At 66.8% G+C, this 26,004-nt stretch carries 22 protein-coding genes; 4 read left to right on the top strand and 18 right to left on the bottom strand.

The window, feature by feature from the left end; genetic code table 11:
- Position 1: 1 nt before the first annotated feature.
- The 13 genes from M3330_RS07220 to M3330_RS07280 all read right to left on the bottom strand — a co-directional run bounded on the left by M3330_RS07220 (position 2) and on the right by M3330_RS07280 (position 17,145).
- Positions 2–1,489, bottom strand: a complete 1,488-nt coding sequence (locus M3330_RS07220; RefSeq protein ID WP_064852097.1) for an MFS transporter — start codon at positions 1,487–1,489, stop codon at positions 2–4.
- Entirely contained in the window at positions 1,486–2,751 is a 1,266-nt protein-coding gene (locus tag M3330_RS07225) for an MFS transporter (protein ID WP_064852096.1), read from the bottom strand. Before M3330_RS07225 ends, M3330_RS07220 begins: the two co-directional genes overlap by 4 nt.
- On the bottom strand, positions 2,748–3,467 hold the full coding sequence (locus M3330_RS07230) for a thioesterase II family protein (RefSeq protein ID WP_255028031.1): 720 nt from the start codon (positions 3,465–3,467) through the stop codon (positions 2,748–2,750). Before M3330_RS07230 ends, M3330_RS07225 begins: the two co-directional genes overlap by 4 nt.
- A complete protein-coding gene (locus tag M3330_RS07235; RefSeq protein WP_064852727.1) occupies positions 3,464–4,573 on the bottom strand; it encodes an alpha/beta fold hydrolase in 1,110 nt (369 codons plus the stop codon). The genes M3330_RS07230 and M3330_RS07235 overlap by 4 nt, the downstream gene beginning before the upstream one ends.
- Positions 4,573–5,232 carry a 2-oxo acid dehydrogenase subunit E2 gene (locus tag M3330_RS07240; RefSeq protein ID WP_231781063.1) on the bottom strand — a complete coding sequence of 220 codons (660 nt, stop codon included), beginning with the start codon at positions 5,230–5,232 and terminating at the stop codon, positions 4,573–4,575. The genes M3330_RS07235 and M3330_RS07240 overlap by 1 nt, the downstream gene beginning before the upstream one ends.
- A gap of 104 nt (positions 5,233–5,336) precedes the next feature.
- Positions 5,337–5,558 carry a phosphopantetheine-binding protein gene (locus tag M3330_RS07245; RefSeq protein ID WP_064852729.1) on the bottom strand — a complete coding sequence of 74 codons (222 nt, stop codon included), beginning with the start codon at positions 5,556–5,558 and terminating at the stop codon, positions 5,337–5,339.
- Complete coding sequence (locus tag M3330_RS07250) at positions 5,555–7,495, bottom strand: HAD family hydrolase (RefSeq protein ID WP_247848569.1); 1,941 nt, start codon at positions 7,493–7,495, stop codon at positions 5,555–5,557. Before M3330_RS07250 ends, M3330_RS07245 begins: the two co-directional genes overlap by 4 nt.
- Positions 7,492–8,532: a 3-oxoacyl-ACP synthase III family protein gene (locus tag M3330_RS07255; protein ID WP_064852730.1), complete on the bottom strand. Its 1,041-nt coding sequence runs from the start codon at positions 8,530–8,532 to the stop codon at positions 7,492–7,494. The genes M3330_RS07250 and M3330_RS07255 overlap by 4 nt, the downstream gene beginning before the upstream one ends.
- The gene (locus M3330_RS07260; protein WP_255028045.1) at positions 8,529–11,525 is read right to left on the bottom strand and encodes a type I polyketide synthase; all 2,997 of its coding nucleotides are present in this window, start codon (positions 11,523–11,525) and stop codon (positions 8,529–8,531) included. Before M3330_RS07260 ends, M3330_RS07255 begins: the two co-directional genes overlap by 4 nt.
- 5 nt (positions 11,526–11,530) lie before the next feature.
- Entirely contained in the window at positions 11,531–11,794 is a 264-nt protein-coding gene (locus M3330_RS07265; RefSeq protein WP_064852731.1) for an acyl carrier protein, read from the bottom strand.
- Positions 11,795–11,831: 37 nt separating this feature from the next.
- Positions 11,832–13,457, bottom strand: a complete 1,626-nt coding sequence (locus tag M3330_RS07270) for an acyl-CoA dehydrogenase (protein WP_197483266.1) — start codon at positions 13,455–13,457, stop codon at positions 11,832–11,834.
- The gene (locus M3330_RS07275) at positions 13,454–15,226 is read right to left on the bottom strand and encodes an acyl-CoA dehydrogenase family protein (protein ID WP_083543555.1); all 1,773 of its coding nucleotides are present in this window, start codon (positions 15,224–15,226) and stop codon (positions 13,454–13,456) included. Before M3330_RS07275 ends, M3330_RS07270 begins: the two co-directional genes overlap by 4 nt.
- A complete protein-coding gene (locus tag M3330_RS07280; protein WP_200359503.1) occupies positions 15,223–17,145 on the bottom strand; it encodes a fatty acyl-AMP ligase in 1,923 nt (640 codons plus the stop codon). Before M3330_RS07280 ends, M3330_RS07275 begins: the two co-directional genes overlap by 4 nt.
- Before the next feature lie 160 nt (positions 17,146–17,305).
- On the opposite strand from M3330_RS07280, the gene M3330_RS07285 reads away from it, so the two are divergent.
- Positions 17,306–17,860 carry an SRPBCC domain-containing protein gene (locus M3330_RS07285; protein ID WP_083543554.1) on the top strand — a complete coding sequence of 185 codons (555 nt, stop codon included), beginning with the start codon at positions 17,306–17,308 and terminating at the stop codon, positions 17,858–17,860.
- Positions 17,861–17,924: 64 nt separating this feature from the next.
- On the opposite strand, the gene M3330_RS07290 is transcribed toward M3330_RS07285, so the two are convergent.
- Positions 17,925–18,923, bottom strand: a complete 999-nt coding sequence (locus M3330_RS07290; RefSeq protein WP_064852734.1) for a ketoacyl-ACP synthase III family protein — start codon at positions 18,921–18,923, stop codon at positions 17,925–17,927.
- Positions 18,920–20,236, bottom strand: coding sequence for a cytochrome P450 (locus M3330_RS07295; protein WP_230809775.1), 1,317 nt, complete (start codon positions 20,234–20,236; stop codon positions 18,920–18,922). The genes M3330_RS07290 and M3330_RS07295 overlap by 4 nt, the downstream gene beginning before the upstream one ends.
- Positions 20,237–20,435: 199 nt before the next feature.
- Between M3330_RS07295 and M3330_RS07300 the strand changes: the two genes are divergently transcribed.
- A complete protein-coding gene (locus M3330_RS07300) occupies positions 20,436–21,713 on the top strand; it encodes an FAD-dependent monooxygenase (protein WP_255028073.1) in 1,278 nt (425 codons plus the stop codon).
- A gap of 53 nt (positions 21,714–21,766) precedes the next feature.
- On the opposite strand, the gene M3330_RS07305 is transcribed toward M3330_RS07300, so the two are convergent.
- Genes M3330_RS07305 through M3330_RS07315 form a run of 3 tightly spaced genes read right to left on the bottom strand, consistent with a single transcriptional unit; the run spans position 21,767 to position 23,566 of the window.
- On the bottom strand, positions 21,767–22,447 hold the full coding sequence (locus tag M3330_RS07305) for a DUF2332 family protein (RefSeq protein WP_064852736.1): 681 nt from the start codon (positions 22,445–22,447) through the stop codon (positions 21,767–21,769).
- Between the two features lie 6 nt (positions 22,448–22,453).
- A complete protein-coding gene (locus M3330_RS07310; protein ID WP_060652022.1) occupies positions 22,454–22,663 on the bottom strand; it encodes a hypothetical protein in 210 nt (69 codons plus the stop codon).
- A 12-nt stretch (positions 22,664–22,675) separates the two neighbouring features.
- Positions 22,676–23,566 (bottom strand): SPFH domain-containing protein, encoded by an 891-nt coding sequence (locus M3330_RS07315; RefSeq protein ID WP_255028077.1) that lies wholly within the window; start codon positions 23,564–23,566, stop codon positions 22,676–22,678.
- 131 nt (positions 23,567–23,697) lie between these two features.
- Here M3330_RS07315 and M3330_RS07320 point away from each other — a divergent pair, with 131 nt between their 5' ends.
- Entirely contained in the window at positions 23,698–24,828 is a 1,131-nt protein-coding gene (locus M3330_RS07320) for an NAD(P)-binding domain-containing protein (RefSeq protein WP_200360161.1), read from the top strand.
- Positions 24,825–25,898, top strand: a complete 1,074-nt coding sequence (locus M3330_RS07325) for a S1C family serine protease (protein ID WP_200359495.1) — start codon at positions 24,825–24,827, stop codon at positions 25,896–25,898. The genes M3330_RS07320 and M3330_RS07325 overlap by 4 nt, the downstream gene beginning before the upstream one ends.
- Positions 25,899–26,004 lie beyond the last annotated feature (106 nt).

Raw genomic sequence — 26,004 nt, forward strand, 5'->3', positions numbered from 1 at the left:
CTCATGTCGTACTCGGGTTGATGGTGCGACGGGGCGGAAGAAGGCGGAATGCGACCACGGCTCCGATCCCGACGACGAGCGCTGCTGCGGAGAACGCCCATTGTGTGGCCGTCCGGAACTCCGCAACGGCCTCGGCGAGAGCGACCGCATCGCCTGCCGCGCGAGCGTCGACGATGACGAGACCCGCCGCAGCAGCGTCCCCCGAACCGGTCCCGGCGAATCGGTACGCCAGGGCGAGGGCTCCCCCGACCACGGCCACCCCGGCGGAGAATCCGATCTCCTGCATCGTGTCGTTCACCGCGGCGGCGTCCCCCACTCGAGAAGGTGGTGCACTCGCCACCATCGACTCGGTCACCAGAGGCAGAGCGACACCCACACCCGTTCCTGCGACGGTCACCGCCGCGATCGTGACGCCCACGGGTGCGGCGGGTAGGAGCGCGATCGACAGCGCCGCCGACGCAACGACGAGCAACCCGCCGACCGCGCCTGCACGGACCCCCCAGGCGCTCGCCAGCGGTCCGGACAGGATCGTTCCGACGATCATGGCGATGGTGACCGGTGTGACCGCCAGGCCGGCTGCGAAGGGCGAGAACCCGAAGGCGTACTGCAACAGCTGCGTGAGCACGAACAGCGAGCCTGCAACGGCGAAGAACATCAGCATGTTCGCCACCGATGCACCGAGGAAGCTTCTCGTCTCCCATCCGGCCGGCGCCGACCCCCCATGAGGACGTCGTCGCCGCCGCCACGCGAGGGTCACCCAGGCGGAGGCCGACACCACGACACACACCAGCGCGATGACGGGAAGATCGGACAGGACCGTGAGGGCGACGAGAAGCGGTGCTGTGCCGAGTATCCGGAGGAACGTGGTGAATACTGCGAATCCGTCCGTGCGTTGTGGCGCGAGAGGCGGAACACCGACCGTCACCGTCACCGCCACCGCGGCGGCACTGCAGGTGACGGCGACAAAGATCGACACCCATCCGAAGGTATCCACCAGTGCACCGCCGAGAACCGGCCCTCCCGCGGCGCCGGCCACCGACACCGCCGTCCAGACCGCGATGGCCCGCGATCGACGCTCCGGTGGCGACGTCTCGACCGCGACCGCGAGAGTTGCAGGCATGACGAACGCCGCGCCCGCCCCGATGAGGGTGCGACCGGCGATCACCCCGATCTCGGTGGGGACGGCCCAGGCCGCACAGGCGCCGAGTGACGCCACCCACAGCCCCGTCACGAGGGCCCGGCGCGCACCCCACCGTCCGCACACATATCCTGCCGGGAGCAGCAATGCTGCGAACGTCACGGAGTAGGAGACCACGACGAGCCGCATCGCGGCATCGGACAGGGTCAATTCCGCAGCCATCGCGGGCAGGGCGACATTCACGGCCGTGTTGTTGAAGATGACGACGGTGACCGCGAGTGATACCAGTACGAGCACGGAGGTGTTCGCCCGGGGGCGCCCGGGAAGATGAACGTCTGCCGAAGCGGTCACCGCATTGCCTCTTCTCCGTGACGGCGATCGGTGCGGCCCACGCAGAACATCGCCACCCCGCCCACGACGATGGTGAGACCCGCGAACCGGAAAAGAGATCCGTAGGAACCCGTCGATTCCAGCAGACGGACCGCGGCCAACGGCGCCACGAGCTGGGGTAGCACCACGGCCATGTTGAAAATGCCGAGATCCCTTCCGTGACGCCGAGGGGAGCGCAAACGTGCTGTGATGACCCCGAATCCGGCGCCGAGGCAGATTCCGAGGCCGGTACCGAAGCCGATGGCCGCAACGAACGTCCATGACAACGAAGTCGTGGCGTCGAAGGCGAACAACGCGACTCCGGCGCACAGTGCCCCCGCCAAAGACACCGCCCGACCGTCACCGAGCCGTGCCGCGACTCGTCCGGACATCACCGAACACAACGCCGAGGTCACCACGAATCCGAGGGTGAGTACGAGCACTGCACGGTCCGGGCGGTCCGCCCCGAGGTGGTCGGTCACGAAGTAGAGGAGGAACTGCGTCACGCAACCGAGTCCGAACATCACGCACAATCGCCCCACCCAGGCGAGGACGAGATCGACCCGGACTCCGCTCGCATCCTCTCCGGCCTCGTCCGGATCCGGCCCGGACCCCGTGTACTCCGCATGCTCCGCTGAGACGGAACCCGCGTTCCCGAAAAACGGGCCCACTGTGAGCACGGTGGCCGCTGCGACGAGGAGGTAGCCGGTGGAGGCGTCGGGCGCGGCCGTTGCGATGACCGATCCGATCAATGCCCCGCCCATCTGCGCAGCGGAGAGCACGCCCGCCATCCGAGATCGGCGCGAAGGGTGGGTCCTGTCGGCGAACGTCGCTTCGATACTGCACTGCAGGGCGCCCAGCCCCACCTGTGCACAGGCCCAGGCGAGCACGAGGGCGGCGGGGTCCCGAACCATCGAACACCAGATCAGGGCACCCACCGAAACACCGGTACCGATGATCGCGAACGGTCTTCTCCCCCATCGGTATCGGAACCTGTCCGACACGACACCCCAAGCCGGGTACGCACACAGGAGAACGAGACTTCCCACCGCCGTGACCGTTCCGAACAACCGCGCCTTCGAGTCCGGAGCGATCTCTGCGGCCGTCAGCGCCAGGAGCACCTGCGTCGGCGCGAAGAATGCGAGCCAGAAGCCGACGGCAGCCACGACGAGTGCACGTTGCCCCCGCGGGTCATGCCGGATGTCGTCGCGGGTGCCGGACGGGAATCGTTCGACAGTGCTCACAGCACACCCACCCGGGTACGGTCGACGACCGCGGCTACCAACGCGGTCACTTCCGAACGATTCTCCGTCACGAGGAAATGGCCGGCGCCGTCGAGGATCGAGAGGGAGAAGTCCCGACCGGCGTGGAGGCGCCAGGTCGCCAGTCGCTCCGGGGGCACGAGCCGGTCACGGCTTCCCCCGATCACGTGGAGCGACACCGGCAGCGGCGCCAGCTCGGCATCACCGACCACTCGCGCGCTACGACACAACCGCAGATCGTCCTTGACCGGGCGCATGAGCGGCCCGAGCCATTCGGGCCTCTCGAGCAGTATCGGCGGGATACCACCGAGTTCGGTGAGCGAACGCGCGATCTCGAGATCGGTCATCTCGTCGAGTGGGAGACCCGCGGGCTGCAGATGCGGCGGATTCGACGCCACCACGATCATCGCGAGCGGCAACCGGGCGTTGCGGCGCATTCGCCGCAACGCCAACTCGTAAGCGATCGTCCCACCCATGCTGTGCCCGAAGAGGACATGCTCGGTGGCGAGTAGCTCACCGAGCTCGTCGTCGAGTTGCTCGACCAGCGAGTCCATGGACGTCGGCGACGGTTCGTTCCGCCGTCCGTCCCGCCCGGGCAGGCACACCGCATGGATACGGAGGTCGTGCTCGGATCCCCAGTCCCGGTATGCGGCAGCGCTTCCTCCGGCGTGATGGAAACACACCACCGTCGGGGTCATGCCGGCACCCTCCTGCCCAGATCGACGGGCGATACGAGCGAAACCCGTTCACCTGCCATCAGCACTGCAGACAACGTCCGGGCAGACAGGGAGCCGGGACGGATCATCTCGAGCAGCGCGGACAACGAGCGCATCCTCACCGCGTCGGCGTGATGGGGCGATCCGTGCACATCGTCGAAATCGACGACCGCTGCCCGAGCGAGATGGGCGATCAGCACATTCGCGTCCGCTGTCGGCACGATCTCGTCCCGCAGACTTCGGATGTAGTGGACCGGAATCATCAAACGGCCGAGGTGCTGCCGATCGAGCGCAAGTTCCGGCAACAGCGACGGGAGGTCCTGTGCGCCGGTGACCGACTCGAGCGTACGACGGGTGATCGCCGGCATCGCCTTTTGCACCCAGGGATCGACGAAGGTGTACTGCGTGGGAGATCCGACCGCAACAACCCCTCGGATTCTCGGGTCGGCCGCCGCCGCACGAAGCATCACCGTGCCCCCGAAACTCATGGCCAGGCCGTAGACACCGGACAGTCGCATGCGGGTCGCCGCGGCATCGACGACAGCCGAAACGTAGCCTTCGGAGTCCGGTCCGTAGAGCGCGCTCCGGTGTGCGCCCACCCCCGGCAGATCGATCACGACGGCTGCGATGCCGAGTTTCCGGAAATGAGGAAGCAATCGCCCCCACTGCTCTTTGGGACTGACGATGCCCCCGAGTACGACCACCAGAGGGGCCGGTCCGTCGGTGTCCACGGAGCCGAACCATGCGGTCGTCCGGGAGCCGTTGTACTCCACCGCGAGGTTCTCCGCGACCCCGGACGAACGTGCCCATTTCCCGAACTCGAATACTGCACGGGCCGATGCGTTCTCCTGCATTTCCGTCGCTGCGAACGGAAATCGTGCCAGATTGTCGCGAGCGATCGCATCCAGCGCACGTCCCCGCTCACGATACTTCGAGGCCTCGGCCGTCCACCGTGATGCCCAGCCGTGTTCGTCGTCCTCGAGCGTTCGGATCGTACCGAGGACCCTGCGACATTCCGCCGCATCGATACCCTGCGCGCGACCGTGGAGCAGGACGTGCGTTTTCACTTCGTCGAGGTAATTCATCATCACACTTCCGATCGGGTGTGGGAGGCGGGTACCGTGCACCGCTCCAAATGCCGAACGAGGTCTCCCAGAATGTCGGCCGCGAGCGCGCCGTCGATGACCCTGTGATCGAAGGTCATCGACAGTGGAAGAACGCTCCGAATCTCGATGCTGTCGTCCTGCACGGTGGGACGCCGATGCGCATGCCCCACCCCCACGGTCACTGTCGTGCCACCATCAGAGAAGAACGTACCGACGCGACGGTGTGCCAGCGACGTCACCGCAATCGTGCCCAGGAAACGATGTCGCACAGGCGCAATCGTCATCGACGCGAACACACTGCGGCCGACGGACCTCGGTAGGGCCGACAGGAGGCGTGTACGCCCACGGCCGTTCTGCATCCGACTGCGCGTGTGCTGCATCCATTCGTGGATCTCGCTCGGCGTCCGCCGATCGGCTCGCATCAGCACGTCGGACTGCACTGTCCGCACACCGTCGACCTCCACGTCGAATGCGACCTTCACCGAGACGTCGCGAGGGCGCGACAGCATGGGGAACGGCAGCCGGTGGAATGTGCAGTTGGCGTCCGGATGCTGCGCCACGGTCTCGGCGATCGCTCGTATCACGTGCGCGGTCGCCGAAGCGGCAGGACGGCGACCGGACCGGTCGAGCAGTCCGCTCACGTCGGCTTCTGTTCCGAGGTGAACGAGAGGCCGCCCTGCCATGGCGGTCGAGAAGTATTCGGTGTGCCTGCGCGGTTTCGGAAAAGGCAGGAGATCCACGCTGTTCATGCGCCCACGAGGTTTCGCAGCTGCCCCAGTGATGCGCATTCGAGCGCGTCCGCCACGTTCAACGAACGACCGGTGCGCGCCTCGACAGCAGTCGCAACCGTGAGCAGATACATCGAGTCCCAGGCAGGAAGGGCGTCGAACGGCAGATCGAGATGATCCGTGCCGACGTGCATTCCGGTTTGTGCGCATACGAGTTCGACGAATTCTTCGGCGTTCATGACGGACTGTCCTCTCGCGTCAGACGGACGTAGGGGGAAGGGGGGACGGAGTCGCCGGCCGTCAGCACGAAGTGCTGCCGGCCCTCGGCATCGGCATCGGCATCGGCCGAGCAGAACCCGTTCTCGGAGTACAACGTCGCCACGATGCCGTTCTTCGGGGAGGGTCGATACCATCCGACAACGCTGTGCGCGCCCTCCGACCATGCCGCGTCCACCACGGATCCGAGAATCGCCGTTTCGACACCTCGGGCGAGCACCCGGCACGACAATGCGAAGTTGCGGATGTGCAGCTCCGCTCCGTCGCGCTCGAGGAACAGGCATCCGACCATCCCGTGATCACCGAATCGGTCCGAACACCACACCGCAGCAACAGATGTCGACGGACCGTTCATCCATACCGTCACCGCAGCCTCGTCCATCCGCACCGTGGTCAGGTTGAACTGGTTGGTCCGCTGCGTGATCTGGGAAACCCGCGGGATCTCCGTGATGCGCGGCGCCCTGACGACCACGGCGGTGTCGAGCGCAGCGAGGTAGTCCTCGACGCTCCCGGCTGTGGCGCGTAGTTCGTGCCTGCCGATTTCGCGGCGGTACCGGACCGGACGCGCACGGTCTTCCTCGGTCACGTGCGCCGTGGTGAACCAACCGTCGCGGAGTATCCGCGGCACGTGCAGGGCCGGTTCGTCCGCGTCCACCCGAATCACCTCGACCTCCGGTCGGGCGGTACGCATCGACCCGCACTCGGACGCGGAGTCGTCGACGAACACGAACGAATCCGTGCCGATGTTGAGCCGTCCGGCCAATTCACCGAGGTTGAGAGGCTTCGGATCCCAGTTCGCGATTATCGCAACGAAGTCGTCCTCCGTCAGACCCATGGCGTCGTTCGTGGCGAACACTTCGCGGACCGCCGCGTCGTCGTTCTTGCTCAGCGCCGCAACGAGGACGCCCTGGGCAGCCAACTGTCGCACCACGTCGTGGACGGCGTTGAAGGCCGCTCCGCGAGGCCCGTCGCGCAGCACGATGCCGTGTGGTCCCGCCTCGGCGAGAATGCCACCCCAGAGAGTGCCGTCGAGGTCGAGGGCGAGGCACTTTCGCGTCATGCCCCGGGTGCTCCGTACGATGTGCCCGACCTGCCGGGCGACCTCCGCAAGGAACGCGTCACCGAGTTCGACCCGGGCATAGGCTGCCATGCGCTCGTCGGACAACGGACCAGTGACACACAGGATCGACTCCGAATCGACGACGTGCAGTCGAGACCTGTCGAGAGCGAGTTCCGCGAGTGCGGTGTTGAAGCGACGCCATGCCGCGGCCGCACGTCCCCGCGACTCGAGATCGACCAGCATCGCGAGGATTCGTGGTGGGAGCGGCACCGTGTTGACGACCAGAGTCCGGGCGTCGCCGTGCGTGTCGACAGCGACCACCAGGTCCGCATATGCGTCGTCGAGGGCCTCGAGGAGATCGTCGACCGTCCACGGTGCCCGGAGCCGATCGGTGACGATCGACGCGTCCAACAGGCACAGAGTCAGGTGCGGGCCGTGCTCGAAGACCGTTGCGGAGGGATCGCGCAGTTCGAGGCTCCAGCGGCCGAATCCTCCCACCCTCACCGCGGGAACCAGGCCATGGCGGAGCATTTCTGCCGTCAAGGCTCCCGTCACGCCGCGGACCGTCGTACTGCCGAGCACTGCGACACCGACGACGCGGTGCGCCGAGCCTGCGTCGACGGATCGGCCCTCGAACGACGACAACAACCGAGATGCGGCCGGACGGTCGGTCTCAGGAAGAGCCGCGAGGACGGACTGCAGTTCGACGACCTCACTCTCGAGCCGTCCGTCGCGCTTCAGTTCGACAATGCGCTCGAGGCCCGATACATCCGGCGAGGATGGTCGGATGTCGCCGTTCACGTTCTCGTCGGCGATCGGTGTCGACACCAGGTCGGTCACGGATTGACTCCTTCCACTGCGAAGCCACCCTTGATCCAGCGACTCGATTCGATCGCGACCGCAATTGCGCGCTGCCCGGGTTCGATGCACCGGGCGAGACGGTCGAGCTGAAGGAAGGAGAGGGCGTTGCCGCTGTTGCCCGTCTCGGCCACGCAGCTGATCTCTGTTGCACGATCGGCACCCAGCGCAGCCCGGATACGAGGGGACATCTTCCCCGAGAGTTGCGGGGGCAGAACGTAGTCGACCTCTTCGACCTTCCACCTCGCGAGGCGCAGCAGATCGGTGAACATCTCGCCGGCCATGTGCGGCACATACAGTTCGATTGCCTTGTAGTCCTCGGTGACGGCCTGCCGGTCCGTACCTGTCTCGGTGCGAATCCACCGAGACAGGTCCGCATCGCCGAACCACTCGATGACCTGACCGGGCAGACGGTTCCGTCCCTCGAATCGGGAGACGACCCGCCCCAGTCGCATGAGCGCGCCGTCCGGGTCGGCCGAGATGACCACGGCGCCGGCCCCGTCGCCGAAGAGCATGTAGTTGACCAGTTTCGAAGGCGGCATGGCTCCGGCCCCACGATCGAGGACCATGTGCTTGGCACACACATCGGCCCCGATGACGAGACCTGTTCGATGATCGTCGTCGAGCAACCGGCGCCCCACGTCCAACGCCTGGACTGCGCCGGCGCAACCGGATTGCACCTGGTATGCGGGGATGAGGTCGAGACCGAGCCGATCGGCGACCCCGGTGGCGGCGGTCGGCATGAGCGTGTCGGGCGTGGCCGTCGCAAGAACGATGAAGTCCAGATCCACCCGGTCGATCCCGGCCGCACCGATCGCAGCCTCCGCTGCCTCGGTACCGAGGTCGACGACACCGTGGGTCTGCTCACCGGAGTCGAGATCGACACCGAAGTAGCGGGTCCGTGTACCCACGAAATGGTCGACCCACTGCGCATTGATCCCGAAGGTCTCGTGGAGGAGAGTGTTGTCGACGGGATCGTTCGGGAGCGCCGTGCCGGTTCCGAGTATGAACGTATTCATCGTTTCCCTTCCGACCGGCGAACCGCGAACTCGATGAGGGTGTCGACGGTGACCAGACTTTCGACGAACTCGGTGATCTCGGGCGGTTCGTCGAATCGCACACGCTCCGCCAGCCGATCGGCGAGCTGCATCGCGAGGATCGAGTCGAATCCGAGATCCTCGCGCAGTCGCGCGCCCTCCTCGATCACGCTCGTCGCGTATCCGCTGATCTCCCCGATGGTTTCGCGCACGATCAGCGCAATGTCGCGGGTGTCGATCGATACGACACCGACCGGTTCCGGAGAGTCGTCACGAGAGATCCCGGTGGCGGACGGTGGGACTACCTGTTCCACCGAAGTGTCCCGAGCGGAACGATCGTCCTCGGACACCTCCGGTCCGCGGGACTGCGGCAACCGGCCCCCGGGGTAGAGCGGCAGAACGTGCTGGTCGTGGTCGAACTCGTAGACGGGCATGCGCACCGGCACCACATCTTCGGGCCGGTACAGGCCGTCCCATCGAACATCTGCGCCGTCCTCGTAGAGACGTGCAACCGAGTAAGCGAATTCGATGCCGGTCGATCGTTCTCCGTCCAGCGGTGCCAGTCGGGTGATTCTCGCACCGCCTTGTTCGGCGGCAAGCGATGTCAGCACGGCCCGTGGCCCGATCTCGAGCAGATGGGTGGGCTCTGTCGCAAGCAGTTCCGCGAGCGCGGTCCGGAATTGCACCGGCGCGGAGATCTGCTCGCTCCAGTACACGAGGTCGAGTGCCTCCGCGATCTTCGCACCCCGCAACGTCGAGAAGAACGGAATCCCCGGAACCCCTCGGCCGATCCTTCCTTCCATGGAGCGAGCGAACGCAGCCCCTGCCCCCGCCACGAGAGGCGAGTGGAACGCATGGGTGACCGCGAGCCGCCTCGGCGACCTGCCGTCCAGTGCGCGTTCGGCCTCTTCGATCGCGGCCCCCGTCCCGGCCAGCACGACCCGAGCGGGACCGTTGTCTGCGGCGATCACGACGTCGGTGCGCGAACCGATCCACTCCCGGGCGGCATCGACCGACATCTCGACGCTCGACATCGCCCCGGTTTCGGGCAGGTCACGCATCGCGCGTCCGCGGGCCAGGACCAATTCCGCTGCGGCCTCCGGGGGGAGGGCGCCGGTGATCGTCGCGGCGGCGATCTCTCCGATGCTGTGCCCGAGCACAGCGGCGGGCCGGATCCCGAGATCCGAGTACGCCCCGGTCAGGGCATACTGCAGAACGAACATCGCCGGCTGGCTCGACGCGGAATCCGTCTCGACGACACGAACGGTCTCCTCCGTGGGCGGACCGAGGAGAAGTTGCTCGACGGTCGCTGCAACGTCGTCGGGGAACAAGGTCAGTGCTCGGTCCACATGCGTGCGGACGGCGGGAATCGACGATGCGAGGCGCCGGGCGACCCCTGCGGTGAGCGACCCCTGGCCGGTGAACAGGAAGGCGACGCGGGGACGCACCCGATTCGGTGGAAGGCCGGACGCCACATGGTCTCTGAGCCGGGTCCGAAGCTGCGCGACCGCCGTCCGCCGATCCGGAGCAGCCACCGCGAGCCGCACGCGGCGATCCGACTTGACGAGATTCGTGCCTCGGGAAACACGCGCGAAGTCGCTGTCCGACACCCCGTCGAGGTACTCCGCGACACGCGCGATATTCACGGACAGCGCGGCGGGGGTGGCGGCGGAGACGGTGACCACCCCTATCGACGACCCACTCGGTCGTAGTCGCGGGGTGGGCACCCCCCGCAACAGCATGTGCACATCGGTGCCGCCCATGCCGAAGCTGCTCACACCGGCGATCGCACGTGCAGGCAGCCGGGTGGGGCCGGTGGCAAGCGAGAGGCCTTTGTCGGCAAGCCCCAACTTCGGATTCTCGTCGACGGCGAACAGGGACGGGGGCAGAATCCGATGCTCGAGGGCGAGACACGCCTTGATGGCGCCGGCGATGCCGGCGGCGCCTTCGAGGTGCCCCACGTTGCCTTTGACCGAACCCATGAGGCAGGGGGCCGCTCTGCCGGAGAACACTTCGCCCAAGGCATTGGCCTCGATCATGTCACCGAGCGTCGTTCCGGTACCGTGCGCTTCCAGGAAGTCCACGTCGCCTGCACAAACGTCTCCGGCGCCGAGTGCACGACGGAGAACATCGACCTGCGCCCACTTGCTGGGGGCCGTCAGACCGTTGCTGCGACCGTCGTGGCCGACCCGGCCTCCGAGTACTTCCGCATACACCGTCCCGGAGGCCTCGACCTGGTCGTCGAGGACACGGAGCACGACGACACCCACTCCCTCCCCGCGCCCGATCCCGTTCGCGCCGGCCGAGAACGGTTTCGATCGCCCGTCCGGTGCCGACAATCCGGTAGAGCTGTAGAAGGCGGGGAGTGCGGGCGACAGCATGACGTTGACCCCGGCCACCAACGCGACGTCGCAGTCGCCCGCCCGGATCGCCTGCGCGGCCAGGTAGAAGGCCACGAGCGAGGACGAGCACGCGGTATCGACGGACATGCTGGGCCCGCGCAGATCCAGGTGGTAGGACACCCGGTTCGCGATCATGCACTGCCCGCTTCCCGCGCCGAGATGCGGTGACATCGCGGCGGGATCCGCGACGTTCAGGGCCGTCCAATCACTGGACATCACACCGGCATACACGCCGGTGGAGGTTCCGGCGAGACTCGCCGGAGCGATCCCGGCATCCTCGCACGCGCGCCACGCTGCTTCGAGAACGAGTCGCTGCTGCACATCCATTCCCGAAGCTTCGGTGGGGTTGATTCCGAAGAACGAGCAATCGAATCCGGCCGGATCGTCGATGTAACCCGCAGGCGGCACGCTGCCGGGTGCGTCCGGCACCAGCCAGCGCGTGGAGGGGATCTCGGAGATACCGTGTTCGCCTCGGACGAGCAACTCCCAGAACTGTTCCCGCCCGGAAGCCCCGGGGAATACACAGTCGATGCCGACCACACCGACCCGACGATGCCTCGAATGTGTGTCCATCGCGGTCACGATGCCGACGTCCGTGTGGTCTGTGTCTCGAGGAATCGGGCCATCGCGGCGATCGTCGGGTGGTCCCATGCCAGCGTCGGCTCGACCTCGATCTCGAAGGTGTCCTCGATCTCGCCGCAGAGGGTCAGCGCGTAGACGGAATCCAATCCGTACTCGGCCAGGGGTCGGTCGATGTCGATCGAATCGATGTGTCGGTCGAGGAATCCGGCCACCCGCGAGGAGAGCCAGTCGGCGATCTCGACGTGTCCGATGTTGTCCATTGTGTCCTCCGCTGATCGGTGGAGTCGGCTTCAGGTGTTACGGAAGGCGGCGAGCGACCGGCCTGGCGGCCAGGTCGAAAGCCCGGCCGTGTTCGGCACGTCCGAGGAGTTCGGTGAGCACGGTCCCGTCGTCCGGGGCCGGTATGCGCTGTCTGTACAGCCTGGCCACGAGGCGACGTTTCGCACGACGCGCCCACGCGTCCTTCCCGTCGGATGCGAGCGTCACCGCGCCCGCGGCGACGAGCAGCGCGTAGCGCTCGGTCAGGCGCAGAGCGGAAGGGGTGGTGGCGACTCCTGTCGCGGCAGGTCCCAGGGCCCGGGCGCCGTGAGAAAGCTCACCGAGCGCATGTGCGAGAGCTCGATCGATGTCGTCGACCGGATCGAGTCGTGCCCGCAAGCCGAGCAGCATCGGATCCGCCGATCGCCCGACGAGGGCCAACTCGTCGAACCTCACAGGGGGTAGGACATCTGCCGTGTCGGAATCAGGCAGATCCGCACCGTCCAATCTGGTGATCCGTGCCAGTTGTGAGAGGATCGTGAGCTGACAGCTGACGCCTCCGGCGTGTCCGATCGCCAGTGCGGGGATGTCACGGAAGTGCTTGCCGAACATCGCGTACGGTCCGCGGCGCAGATAGAAGCGTGCGCCGAGGAGCACCGACAGCGATCGCATGGTGTCCTCGAGCATGCGCGGGACGAGATACTTCGTCGCTGCGCACAGCGCTCCCGCCCCGGCAGGCGAAGTATGGAGGGCACGTGCCGTTTCGCGAACCATCGCCTCGGCGACGAGCAGATCGACGAAGGCGTCGCCCAGGACGGCGCGGGCATGTGGAAGTTCCACGAGCCGTCGGCCGTAGAGACACCGTTCCCGGGCGAACTTCAGTACGAGGAACAACGCTTCGTCGACGGGTCCCAGTGCAGCGCCCGCTGCGATGCATCGGCTCACCTGGAAGGAACGCAGTGCAATCTCGACCGCCGCCCCACGCGCACCGATGCGGTCGGTATCGAGGAGCGAGACTCCGCCGAAATCGACACCCCCGAGCCGGCAGCCCCTCAAGCCCAGCGTGCGGTAGCGCGTGGTCCGGTCGATCACCGGATCGTCCAGCGGCACGAGGAAGAGCGAGTGTGCACGCGGCCCCTCGACCCGATCGGTCCGAGCGAACACCACAGCGCTGTGTGCGCGCTCGATGTTGTTGATCAACTGCTTTCCACCTCGTAGGCGGAGGATGTCCTCGTCCTGGACGGCGGCGCATTCGTTGGACGTGAAGTCGTTGCCGTGATCGAGTTCGTGATATGCGACCGAAATCTTGTTCCCGGCGAGTACCGAATCAGCGATTTCTCTCTTCTGCCGCCCATCTCCGGCTGCGTAGACGTTGAGCGCCGCCATGAAGGTGGTGATTCCGTAGCCCAGTCCGAGAGCTGCGTCGCGCGCGAACACCGGCCGGAGCGTGTCGACGAGGGCCGGGACCGATTCGAACCTGCCACCCAGGTCCGCCGGAACGAAGTGTGCATCGAAACCGGCTCCGAGAAGAGCATTTTCGGCATCAACGAGTATCTCGTCCCGCTCGTCCGCTTCGACGATGCGGTGGGCACCGAGCGGATTGTCGATGTCGTAGGGATCGCCGAACAGCGATTCGATGTCGCTCGTGGGGTGGGCAATCGTCATGATGCCTCCGCATCCGTCGAGTTCGTGTTCACCCCGTGCCCCGACCCGCCGGGAAGCAGTGTGATCTTGTGTCCGAAGGCCGTCGCGTCCGCGAACACCATGACCGCCTCGTCGGTGAGGTGATCCGGCCTGTCCGTCGGCATGCCGAGTGCGTCCGCCACCGCATGCAGCGCGAGTCGCAACCACAACGCGTTCTGCCACAGCGGGTTGCCGTCCCCTGCCCGGGTATCGCAACCGTGCACCCATACCGCGACCGCTGCAGCGCCGGCGATGCACGCGGCAAGGCGTTCGGCCGCATCGAACGCCTCGACCGAGGTCTCCACCGAGGCGCGTGGCTGCGAATGCACCTGTGCGGTCAATCGGTCCAGCTCGGCGGCGAGTCCGGTGACACCGGTGCGCACTTCGTCGGCGACAGGGCCACTCAGCCCGCGGCCGGCAGAGCCGTCCGTTGCCACCCGGCGCAGGAATCGCAGCACCGACAGCCCGCGTTTCGGCAACAGGGACAGACGTTCCGGACGGAACTCGGGTAGCTCGGCGTTCGGATCGGCCGCGACCCGGAGGGCGTCGTCCTCGCCGGCACCGGCCTCACCTCTCCGCCCCAGCAGAACGGGGAACTGACTCACGAGAGTCGTGAGGTTGACGATGGTGTTGCCGTCGAACAACGAGACGATGCGGTGGTCACGTTCGATCTTCGAGAACGTCCCGTGGTCGGTGGAACCGACGACGAGCGATCGCGCCCCCACCAGACGGCGGACGGAAACCATCGAATTTTCGACGAGCGTCGGCACGAGGTACTTCGCGGCCGCGGCGATCGCGGAGTGCTCCTGCGGCAGCGCGTGGACACTGCGCGCAGCGAAGGTGGTGAAGGCCTCGGCCAGCACGTGGGCTGCCACTGCATCGGCGACGACCGCGCGGGCTGCGGGCAGCTCGAGGAGCGCACGTCCGTAGAGTTCCCTGCCCAGTACGAAACCACCCGCGATCGCCAGCGCATGGTCGGACGCCCCGAGTGAAAGATAGCAGCACATGGTGCGGGTGAGCTGCATGGCCGAGAGCACGATCTCGAGGCCGCGCCCCACACCGCCGACGATCGCGTCGGCGGGGACGGATGCCTGGTCGAAGCGGATCCCGCTGATGTCCGCGCCACGAATACCGTGAGTGAGTTCCTTCGGGAGGGTCTGCCAGCTGTCCGGGGTCAGCTCCGCCTTCTCGACCAGCACCAGGCTGTACGCTCTCGGCCCGGCATCGGACGACGTGCGTGCCAGGACGCAGAGTGCGGCGCCTCGCGTCGCATTGTTGATCAGCCATTTCTCCCCGGTGAGCCGGAAGCGGGTGACGGCGTCGACGTCCGTCGCTTCCGCGACGACCTCTCCGGCGAGGAGATCGCTGCCGTGGCCTCGCTCGGTCAGCGCCCAGGAGACCGCACCGCCCGCGCCCACGATCTCGGCCAGACGGGCCCGTTGGGCGGGAGAACCGGCGATCCACACACAGACCGCGCCGAGATAGGTCTTGCCGTGTGCCACCGCGAGGGTCACGTCGAACGACGCGACTTCGCGCATCAACCTGCCGGTGCGCTCGTAGTCGACGAGCTCACCGCCGTCGGCGACCGGAATGTAGTGGCGCTGCAGGCCGATCGCGTCGAACGCTGCGATGGTCCGCTCGGGGAAGGCATCCCGCGCGTCGAGAGTCTCGCATGCTGCCGGAGACAGTCCGTCGAGCACGGCGCGCAGCGCGACCTCGACGGGAACATCGTTCGACGACCGTGGACTCATGCGTTCACGCGCCCGAGTACCGATCCGATCGCGATCTCGTCGAATGCTCCGTCGAGGAATCGCGTCCGCATCTCTGCGCGGCGGATCTTGCCGCTCGTGGTGCGCGACACAGTTTTCCGTGGCGTCAGGATTATCGCGGCCACGGCGGCTCCGTGGTCGAGTCGAATCCGCTCGCGTATGCAGGACCGGACGTCGGCCCAGTTCGCGTCGCCGCCACCGTCTGCGACTTCCTGCACGACGACGATGCGACCGTCGTTCTCCCCCGTGCCGAACGCGGCTGCCAGTCCCCCGGCCAGGGCCGGGTGCGCTTCCCGCGACGAATGCTCGATGTCCTGGGGGTAGAGGTTGCGCCCGTTGACGATGATGACGTCCTTCGCGCGGCCCGTGACGTACAGCCGTCCGTCCACGAAGGCACCGAGATCACCTGTGCAGAGATAACCTCCCAGACCGTCCACGGTCCGCTCGAAGGTCTCGGCGGTGGCGGCAGCGTTGTTCCAGTATCCGGCAGCGACGCTTGCTCCTCTCACACGGATCTCCCCGATCCGGCCGTCGACCATTCGCGCCTCGGTCCGTGGATCGACGATCGCGACGTCGAGACCCTCCGCGCGGCCACAGCTCACGAGGCTTCTGAGACCATCTGCGACCGCTGGTACCACGCGGTTCTCCGCCAACGCATCCTCGTCCACCTCGAGGACATGGAACGGCTCCGGGTCGTCGGAGGTCACCATGAGCGTGCTCTCCGCCAACCCGTAACAGGGACACAGTGCTTCGACCGCGAGCCCGGCACCGGCGAAACGGTCCGCGAACGCGCGAAGCGTCTGGGCTCGGATCGGTTCCGACCCGTTGAGGACCGTCCGGATCTTGCTCAGATCGAGGTCGCGGATCTGCTCCTCGGTCACCCGCCGCACACACATGTCGAAAGCGAAATTCGGTGCGACCGTGCCGGCCGCACGGAAATCGCTGAGCATCTTCAACCACAGATGGGGACGCTTCAGGAAGGTCGCGGGTGACATGTGCACGCCGCGGTGACCGCCGAACAGCGGGTACAGGATCTGCCCGATCAGACCCATGTCGTGGAAGTGAGGCAGCCAGCCGGCCACCGTCGAGCTGTCGGGCAGACGGCTGGCCCGGTCGATCACGGCAAGGTTGTGGGCCAGGTTGCGACGGGTGACCATCACACCTTTGGGGTCGCTCGTGGAACCGGAGGTGTACTGGAGGAAGGCGATGGCGTCCGGGGAATGGAAGGGCTGGGCATGGGACGGGGATCCCAACGTTTCGTCGGGCACGGCGGTCTCGATCACTCCCACCGACGGGCAGTTGTCGGACATCGACTCGCCGAGCCATCCTTCGACCACAGGAGCGAGATCCGTAGTGGTGATGATCTCGGAGACTCCAGCGTCCGTCACGATGCGGGCGAGCCGGCTCATCCCCTTCTCGTCAGTAGGGAGCGGTGCCGGAACCGCGATCATTCCCGCGTAGAGACATCCGAGGAAGGCGTTGAGGAAGCCGAGCCCGGGGGCCGTCAGGATCAGCACACGATCGCGCGGGTCGTGTCGGGCGAGCAGGTCCGATCCGGTCGCCGACGCCGTGCGATGCAGTTGCGACCAGGTCCGCGTCTGTTCCTCGATCACATGTCCGCGATCGTCGACGTACTCCACGGCGATCGCGTCGGGACGCGTGGTCGCGAAGTACTCCAGCCGCGCGACGAGATCCGGTGTCGTCGGTGCGGCCGCGTGAGTGTCGGGCATATCTCTCCCACCAATCCGGTCATCGATCGAGACGGGGCGCAGCGCTGGCGAAGACCCTGTTCGCGCAACCCCTACGGAACCGAAACTGTACTTCTCGCAGCTTTTTTCGAACTTCGCTGCCGCTAAAGAACCGCCATATGACGGGGCGCACAGTCGGTGCGGCGAATGCACGGGTCACCGTTGCCGTAATGCAGCGTTCTGTCCATGTCGCCGTAACCGACTGCATGTAGCCTCGACGACTCCTGCCCTCGGTGATCGCACCGCGCAGGCGGCCGGATCCGGCGGCCCGACAATCACGGGCAGGTACCTCGGAACAGAAAGGGCACGACATATGACGGCCGGTTCCCTCATGACCACCCGACGGGGGCGCGTACTCAAATGGGTCGGGATAACACTCGCAGTAGTCTTCGTTCCGCTCGCGGTCTACGCGGCATGGGCGTCCACCAAGGAATACACGCTCGTCGCACGCACCGAGATCGACGGTACGGCCGACGAGGTGTGGGCCGTGCTCACCGACCGTGAGTCGTATCCGTCGTGGAATCCGTTCATCGTGTCCTCGGTGGGCGAGCTCGCAGTCGACGGCACGATCACCAACGTCCTCGTCGGAGCCGGCGGCGGAGAATCCACCTTCACGCCGAAGCTCCTCACCGTCGATCCAGGCGAAGAGCTGCGATGGAAGGGAACCGTGGGCGTTCCGGGAATCTTCGACGGCGAGCACTACTTCAGGATCGAGGACACCGGCAACGGCCGCGTCGTGCTCGAGCACGGTGAGATCTTCTCGGGGATCGCGGTACCGCCGATGATGGGTTACCTGCGCGACGACACCTATCCTCAGTTCGTTCTCATGAACGAGGCTCTGGCCGAGCAGGTTTCACTACGGCGCTAGAAGTCGGCGGCACACAGGTGCGGCCCGGACGGAATGTCCGGGCCGCAACCGTTCGTTCCTCTTCTCAACCTCGGAATTCGAGGACCGCAGATGTGCACGTGAAGCCTGCACCGCCCCCGACGAGCAGGATCCGGTCCCCCGGCTCGAGACCGCCCTCGGCGCACATGCGCTCGAGGCCCACGAATTGGTCTCCGGCCCCCAGATGCCCCATCTGCCTGGCGAACCGCCAGTTCGTACGATTGATGTCGACAGGTATGAGAGCCTGAAGTTGCCAGTCCAGCTTGGTTTTCCCCACCGCAGGGACGATCACCCGAGTCATATCGCCGATCTCCGATTCGGCGTCCGCCAGGGCCCGGCCGACGGAAGTCGTCACCGCGTCGACGAGTCTGCCTGCCGCCGCACGCATCCCACCCGTCGAGATGAAGTAGTCGAAGCGCGCACCGATGTCGATCGTCGTCGTGCTCGGACACGTCGCGAACTGCGGTCCGCGCACCACCTTCTCGAGATCGTTGGCTGCTTCCGTGTGCGTCGAGACGAGTTCGAACTTCCCACCGGTCGACGACAGCACCACAGCACCTGCACCGTCCCCGTAGACGACACCGGATTCGGTTCGCCACCGGTCGACGGGGCCACCATCGAAGCGGTCGGCCGTCGTGAGCAGGATGTGGCCGTTCACAGAGGGCAACAGAGCGGCGGCGAGTTCGAGCCCACTCAGTCCGACATTGCACTGCTGTTGCAGGTCGAAGGCACGTGCACCCGGACGGGCGGCGTGCGCTGCCACGTAGGAGGCCGCGGGCCACATGTCGACACCCTGGAACCAGATACCGCTGTGGAAGACGATGTCGATGTCGTTCGAATCGATCCCGGCATCGGTGACAGCCTTCCCGGCGGCCTCGACTGCCATCTGCGGCGGGACCAGCTCGCGCTCGATGCTCGCACCCTCGAAACCGTCGGCCTCACGCGATTCCTCGCTGTAGAGCCCCTGGTCGACCGCAGAGGAGGTCGTCACGGAGCTCGGCACGTACGCTCCGACACCGGCGACGAACGTGTTGTTCCATTTCATGGGGCTTCTCCTGAAGTCGAACGGGTGGATTCCGATAGCGGTCGGGAGGGCACTGCTCGGGCAGCATCGGCATCCCAGGTCACCGGAAGAGACGACACGCCGTTGACGAGCAGCCCTTCCGGTCGGGGCACGTCGGCCGCGGGGATCGCGAGCGCCAGTCCGGGAAGACGACGCAGGATCTCGTTGAAGGACACCCGAAGCTCGGCGCGGGCAAGCGCCGCGCCGATGCAGAAGTGCGGACCGTGGCTGAAGGACAGATGCGGGACGTCCTTTCTTTCCAGATCGAGGTGTTCCGCTCCGGGATATCGATTCTCATCGCGGTTCGCTGCGATGAGGCTCGGCAGAACAGCACTTCCCGCAGGGATCCTCACGCCCGAGAGTTCCACATCCTCCGCCGCGATCCGGAGCAACCCTTCCGTTCCCGGACCGAACAAGCGGAGGAGTTCCTCGACCGCGGTGTCGACGATTTCGGGTCGGGAACGGAGCAGTTCCGCAGCGGCAGGATCCAACATGAGCGCGAACACACCGTTGGCGATCATGTTGACGGTGGTCTCGTGTCCGGCGACCAGGAGACTGACCCCGAGGAAGGTCAGTTCAAGTTCCGAGATCGCACCTTTCGCGTCGTTCTGCACGACCAGGTCGCTGAGGATGTCGTCCTGCGGGTTTGCACGCTTGCTCGCGATGAGCTCGGTGAGGTAGACGAACAACGCCCCCTGCGCTTGTTGAACTTGCTCTGCGGTGTATTCCGCGGTTGTGGTGGCGAGGAATGCGCGCGACCATGCTCCGAACTGTTCCCGATCGCTCATCGGCACACCGAGCAGTTCGCAGATTACCTGGACGGGCAGTCGACTTGCGAACATCTCGACGAGATCCGCGGTCGGACCGGCTTCGATCATCTCGTCGAGGTACTGCTCGACGAGACCGGTGACGTGCGGCTCGAGTACGGCGACGCGGCGGGAGGTGAACGTCCCCGAAATCATCTTGCGTACCCGGTTGTGGTCGGGAGGGTCCATATTGAGGAGGGTCGGGAAGTTCTGCGGGGCCGGCCCGAGGCGAGGCGCTCCTTCGGCCAGGGTGGCGGCACGTGAGAAGCGGGGATCGGACAGAACCGTCCTCACGTCGTCGTATCGCGTGACGAGGTAGGCGCGATCACCCGACGGCATCTGCACCCGTCCGACCGCCTCATGTTCCTGGATCTCGCGGTATTCACGCGCGACACCCATCGCCGACGGGCGATCGAACGGATAGCTGTACGGACATCGCCCCGTATGCTCGCTCGTGTCGCCGGTCGATTCTGCTGCTGTCGAAGTCACTGGTTCCCTTTCCTGCATGCTGCGGCGATCGGAACTCGACGGTAAAGAGAGACAGTCTGTGGGACAACCGGATTCAGCAATACTTTAGGAATTCCCACAGCGGTTCGAAACGGTCGCTTCAGACGCGTGCCCCCCAGGAGTTTCGGGCGTATTCCTAGGCTTCTCACCGAACGTGTCGATCACACCGAAAGAGCAGCCGATGACGGAAATCTCCGAACGCCCCGAGCAGTACGACGTGGTCGTCGCCGGTGCAGGTCCGGCCGGAATGATGACAGGATTGTGCCTGGCGCTCCAAGGCGTCGCGGTTGCGGTTCTCGAGACAGCTCCCTCTGCCGCCCGCACGTTCCGTGGTGAGTCGATCTCCCCCGACTCGGTGACCGCGCTCCGGCGCCTCGGGGTACTCGATCAGCTGCCGGCCGATCGCACGATGCCGGTGTCGGGCATACGAATTGTCGATGCCGGCCAGGAGGTACTCACCGTCCGCTTCTCCGAACTCGCAGACGCTGAGGAGAGCCCTCTGGAGATCCCGCAGGATTCGCTACTCGACGCCATCGACGCTGCCGCTGCACGGTTTCCGTCATTTCGGCTGATTCGAGGCGCATCGGTTCAGGAGCTGATTCGTCGCGGACCACGCATCGTGGGGGTGCGCTACCGGATCGGAGAGGACGAGAACACGATCACCGCACGGGTGGTGGTCGCCGCGGACGGACGGTACGGCAAGCTGGGTGCTGCGGCCGGCCTCGTATCCCGTAAGCAGCCGATGCGCCGGGATTTCTTGTGGTTCAAGGTGGACCCACCTGCGGGATGGGATCTGACCCGCTACCAGGTCCACCTCGCCGACGACGCCCACGTGATGTGCATACCGACAGTTCCGGGGATCCTCCGGCTCGGCGTGAACATCCCTCCCGGAGGCCTGAGCAGGATCCGCAAGGCCGGTCTGCCGTCCTTGTACAGCAGCGTCGCCCGGATAGTCCCGGACCTCGCCGAGGCAACAGAACACTCCGTCCGAACGTGGCGTGATACGTCGATGCTCGAGATCTTCAGCAGCCGATGCCCCCGATGGAGCATCCCCGGCCTGGTCCTCGTCGGCGACGCGGCGCACACCCTCACACCGGTCCTGGCCCAGGGGGTCAATCACGCGATTCTCGATGCGGTCGTTCTGGGGGATCAGCTCGGGCCGGCACTCCGCGCCGAGGAGTCCGACATCTTCGTCGACGAGCGGTGCAGAATCTTCCAGGAACTGCGCGAACCCCACGTGGATCAGGCACGAGCACTGCAGTTCCGGCAGGAGAGTGCGTTCGCGCAGTCCGGCGCATTACCCACACTTGCCCGGCGTTCGCTGTACCGCACGATCGACCGGCTACCCGTCACGAAGAATGCCATCTGGGGTCGCTTGTACTACAGCCTGGCCGGCGGCCGAAATCCCGCCGCAGAGGCCTTGGACCGCCTGGTCGCGCGGATACCGCAAACGGTGTGACGCCGCACCGCCGAACGGCGTTCGCGGCATACGAATCGGCGGCACCACAAGAATCAGGGGAACCAATCGAGCATCCGTCCCCGCGACCAGCAGCGGCCGACTGCATCCACGTGCTGCTCGGATCCGCGGTACACGGCCACGCCCACGATGCTGTGGCCGGAGGCCGGACGGTCACCGAGCGTCGGGACCGACGGTGCGGCGCCGACCCCCTCGGCCGACACCCACGCGACCGTCCGTCCCGCGGCCGCCTCGCGAAGACTGTCGACGAACGACGGGCGCCGCGGAATTGCCAGGCGCGACAACGCCCAGGTCGTCGTCACGACGGGCAGAGCACCCTCGGGTACCGCCGCGATCCCCTCGGGCAGCAGTTCCACGACGTCGCCGCAGAACCGGACGGGCGGATCCTCGGCGAGCAGGGCGTCCTCGACGTCGGGCCGGCGCCGCGTCACGGCGACGCGCGCGACCACCGGAGGCATCGCCCGGTCGGGAACCGTCCCGCCGTGGACGATCGAACAGCTCTCCTGCACAGGAGAATCCGGGTCACCCAGGAACACCCCGTCGCTGTAGGTAATGCCCACGCGGTCGACGCACAGGTTCAGCGCCGCGGGGCGCCCCACGTCGATCAGGCCGATCGCGGTCGCCCCCGCGCGGTGGGCCGCTTCGGCGATCGCCGGGTGGAGCACTGCGTAGCGTCCCGCCTCGTCGACGGCGGCCCTCCTCGGAGGATCTGCCATGTCAGCTCACTCCTCGTCGTCGGCATCGGCGCGCGGACGACCGGGCCCGCGTATGCGCCCCACCTCGCGCGGCATCCGGCCGGCCTCGGTGAGGGCCCGCCGGAGCAGGAACTCGATCTGGGCGTTGGTGCTGCGCAACTCGTCGGCAGCCCACCGCGCGAGCGCGTCGTGGACTGCCGGGTCGAGGCGCAGCAGCACCTTCTTACGTTCGGCCATGCCGCATGATCCCTACTGGTACAGCGATCCCGTGTTGAGGACGGGCTGAGCACTCTGGTCTCCACACAACACGACGAGGAGATTCGAGACCATCGCGGCCTTGCGTTCCTCGTCGAGCTCGACGGTGTGCTCGGCCTCGAGGCGGGCCAGGGCGGTGCCGACCATCGAGACGGCGCCTTTGACGATCTGCTCGCGGGCGGCGATGACGGCGCCGGCCTGCTGACGTCGCAGCATCGCCTGGGCGATCTCGGGTGCGTAGGCGAGCTGGTTGATGCGGGTCTCGATGACGCGGATACCGGCGGACTGCACGCGGTCGTGGACCTCGGCCGAGAGCTTGGTGGTGATCTCGTCGGCGTTCTGACACAGCGACATCACTTCCGGCGCAGCGTCGTACGGGTACGAGCCGGCGATGTGACGGACCGCGGCCTCGGTCTGCACGGCGACGAACTCCTCGAAGTCGTCGACGTCGAAGACGGCGCGCGCGGTGTCCTCGACCTGCCACACGATGACCGCCGATATCTCGATGGGGTTGCCGTCGGCGTCGTTGACCTTGGCTCTGCCCGTCTCGTGGTTGCGGATGCGGGTGGAGATCTTGCGGCGGGTGTTGAGCGGGTTCATCCAGCGCAGACCGGGTTCGCGCAGGGTGCCGGTGTACGAGCTGCCGAGGAGCTGGAGGACGCGGGCCTCGTTCGGTTCGACGAGGACGAGTCCGGCGAGCGGCACGAGGGCGAGCACCACGATGACGGCGCCGACGATGATCAGCGGGACCGTGACATCCACCGCTCCCCAGCCGATCAGCCCGGCGCCGACGGCGATTGCGACCAGAGCGGCGATCAGCACCGGCCAGCCGTTGGACGAGGGGCCCGGCCGCTCGACGGTCACGGGCGACTGCACGACATCCATGTTACTACCTCCCAGAGTCAAAGCGATATTAAAGTGATATCACATTTCTACGGCTGCGGACAGCGTTCCTTCCGCGCATCGGGCGCGATCGCGGCATGATGAAGGACAACGATCCGAGAGGGAGGCTCGCGATGCTCGCCGACGAGGCACTCGATGCGGCCGAGGTACAGACCGCCGATGCGACGCCGGTCGACATCGTCGTGATCGGCGCCGGGCAGGCCGGCCTGTCGACCGCCTACTTCCTCACCCGCTTCGGAGTCGCACCCGAAACCGGATTCGTCGTCCTCGACCGCTCGTTCGGCCCCGGCGGGGCATGGCAGGACCGCTGGCCGTCGCTGACGCTGAGCACCGTCAACGGCGTCCACGACCTGCCCGGCCTCGCGTTCGCGGACGTCGTCGACACCTCCGCGGGAGAGGTTCCGGCCGCCTCTGCGGTACCGCAGTACTACGCCGCCTACGAAAAGGAGTTCGACCTTCCCGTCCACCGACCCACCACCGTGCGGGTCGTGTGCGACCGCGGCGAGCGACTGCGCGTGGAGACCGAATCGGCCGTCTACGCGACACGCGGCATCATCAACGCGACCGGCACCTGGGAACGCCCCTTCGTCCCGTGGTATCCCGGCGCCGCGCGCTTCACCGGACGGCAACTGCACACCAGGGACTACCGAACGGCCGAGGAATTCACCGGGCAGCACGTGCTCGTCGTCGGCGGCGGCATCTCCGCGGTCCAGCTCCTCGACGAGATCTCGCGCGTCACCGAGACCACCTGGGTGACGCGACGCGAACCCGCTTGGAGCGAGGAACCTTTCACAGCCGAGCGCGGTCACGCTGCCGTCGCGCTCGTGGAGGATCGGGTACGACGCGGACTGCCACCCGGATCGGTCGTCTCCGTCACCGGGCTCCCGCTCACCCCGGCGCTGCGGGCCGCGCGCGAACGCGGCGCGCTGGAGCGGTCCCCGATGTTCTCCGAGATCACCGAGACCGGGGTCCGGTGGAGCGACGGGCGGACACTCGACGTCGACGTCATCCTGTGGTGCACCGGATTCCGAAGTTCCCTCGACCATCTCGCGCCGCTGTCGTTGCGCAACGCCGGTGGCGGCATCACGATGGACGGCCGGCTCGCGACCCGCGTCGCGAAGGATCCGCGCATCCACCTCGTCGGCTACGGCCCGTCGGCGTCCACGATCGGGGCGAACCGCGCCGGTCGCGCCGCGGCCCGGGAACTGGTCGACCATCTCACCGGCGAGGTGCCGCAACAGTGAGCGGGCGGGGCGGATCGGTGCTGCTGGTCGCGCTCGCGACCACCGCCAGCCTCGTCGCATCGGCACCGGCCCTGGTCGACGTCGCGCTCCCTCCCCCACCACCGGCGCCGGTCGCTCCTCCCCCGACACCGCTGACCGCCGACGAACTGACCGTGCGCACCCTGCCGGTCGTCGTGACGATCGACGCGAGCGCGGGATGGACGGGCATGACGGGCACCGGGATCGTGATCACCCCCGACGGCACGGTCGTCACGAATCATCATGTGGTGAGCGGAGCCACCGACATCAGCGCGGTCAGCGGCGCGAACGGCCTGATCTACGACGCCGAGGTCCTCGGCTACGACCGCGAGCGCGACCTCGCGGTCCTGCGACTCGGCACCGCGAGCGACCTTCCGGCCGCCGTGATCGCGGAGGACCTGCCGCCGGTGGGCAGCCGGGTCACGGCCTTCGGGAACTCCCAGGGCGGTGGGGTCGTCGTGGCGACACCCGGCACCATCGTCGAGTTCGACCGCAACGTGGTGGTGCGCGACGCCACGGACGGTTCGCGGCACCGCCTCACGGGGATGATCCGCACCGACGCCCCGATCCGGCCGGGTGATTCCGGCGGGCCACTGGTCGACGAGTACGGAACGGTCGTGGGGATCAACACCGCGGGTGCGGTGCAGCGGAACATCGACACCTCGCCCGATACGACCCCCGAGGCGTACGCCGTGCCCATCACCGAGGCGATCACCGTCGTCGAGCAGGTGCGGACGGGAGTGAGCGAAGGGTCGGTGCACGTGGGCCCGACGCCCCGGCTGGGCGCGAGCGTCACCACCGCCCGCAAGGACGGGCAGGATCTCGGGGCCGAGGTGCTGTGGGTGTCCTACGACAGTCCCGCCTATCACGCCGGTCTCGACGCCGGCGACGTCGTGGTGTCGTTCGACGGGGAGCGCGTCTCGTCGACCGGAGAACTCGAGGAACGTCTGCTCCGTCACCGTCCCGGCGACGTCGTGTCGATCGAGTGGACCACCGAGAACGACGAAAGGCGTTCCGCAGACATCGTTCTCGAAGTCGGACCCGCACGCTGACGGCGACGCTCACGGAAAAATCGGTTGATCGGTCACCCGGGGGGCGAAGACACTTGACCTCGAGTCGCCTCGAGGTCGCAAGATCTCATCGGACCGTCCGACGACC

It is taken from the genome of Rhodococcus sp. GA1 (assembly GCF_024321955.1).
Taxonomy (GTDB): Bacteria; Actinomycetota; Actinomycetes; order Mycobacteriales; family Mycobacteriaceae; genus Rhodococcus; species Rhodococcus pyridinivorans.

Bases quoted from the DNA above. Each gene is read 5' to 3' on its own strand.
- M3330_RS07230 (WP_255028031.1), bottom strand. From the start codon at position 3,467: ATGACCCCGACGGTGGTGTGTTTCCATCACGCCGGAGGAAGCGCTGCC.
- M3330_RS07235 (WP_064852727.1), bottom strand. From the start codon at position 4,573: ATGATGAATTACCTCGACGAAGTGAAAACGCACGTCCTGCTCCACGGT.
- M3330_RS07245 (WP_064852729.1), bottom strand. From the start codon at position 5,558: ATGAACGCCGAAGAATTCGTCGAACTCGTATGCGCACAAACCGGAATG.
- M3330_RS07255 (WP_064852730.1), bottom strand. From the start codon at position 8,532: ATGAATACGTTCATACTCGGAACCGGCACGGCGCTCCCGAACGATCCC.
- M3330_RS07260 (WP_255028045.1), bottom strand. From the start codon at position 11,525: ATGGACACACATTCGAGGCATCGTCGGGTCGGTGTGGTCGGCATCGAC.
- M3330_RS07265 (WP_064852731.1), bottom strand. From the start codon at position 11,794: ATGGACAACATCGGACACGTCGAGATCGCCGACTGGCTCTCCTCGCGG.
- M3330_RS07270 (WP_197483266.1), bottom strand. From the start codon at position 13,457: ATGACGATTGCCCACCCCACGAGCGACATCGAATCGCTGTTCGGCGAT.
- M3330_RS07275 (WP_083543555.1), bottom strand. From the start codon at position 15,226: ATGAGTCCACGGTCGTCGAACGATGTTCCCGTCGAGGTCGCGCTGCGC.
- M3330_RS07285 (WP_083543554.1), top strand. From the start codon at position 17,306: ATGACGGCCGGTTCCCTCATGACCACCCGACGGGGGCGCGTACTCAAA.
- M3330_RS07290 (WP_064852734.1), bottom strand. From the start codon at position 18,923: ATGAAATGGAACAACACGTTCGTCGCCGGTGTCGGAGCGTACGTGCCG.
- M3330_RS07300 (WP_255028073.1), top strand. From the start codon at position 20,436: ATGACGGAAATCTCCGAACGCCCCGAGCAGTACGACGTGGTCGTCGCC.
- M3330_RS07305 (WP_064852736.1), bottom strand. From the start codon at position 22,447: ATGGCAGATCCTCCGAGGAGGGCCGCCGTCGACGAGGCGGGACGCTAC.
- M3330_RS07310 (WP_060652022.1), bottom strand. From the start codon at position 22,663: ATGGCCGAACGTAAGAAGGTGCTGCTGCGCCTCGACCCGGCAGTCCAC.
- M3330_RS07315 (WP_255028077.1), bottom strand. From the start codon at position 23,566: ATGGATGTCGTGCAGTCGCCCGTGACCGTCGAGCGGCCGGGCCCCTCG.
- M3330_RS07320 (WP_200360161.1), top strand. From the start codon at position 23,698: ATGCTCGCCGACGAGGCACTCGATGCGGCCGAGGTACAGACCGCCGAT.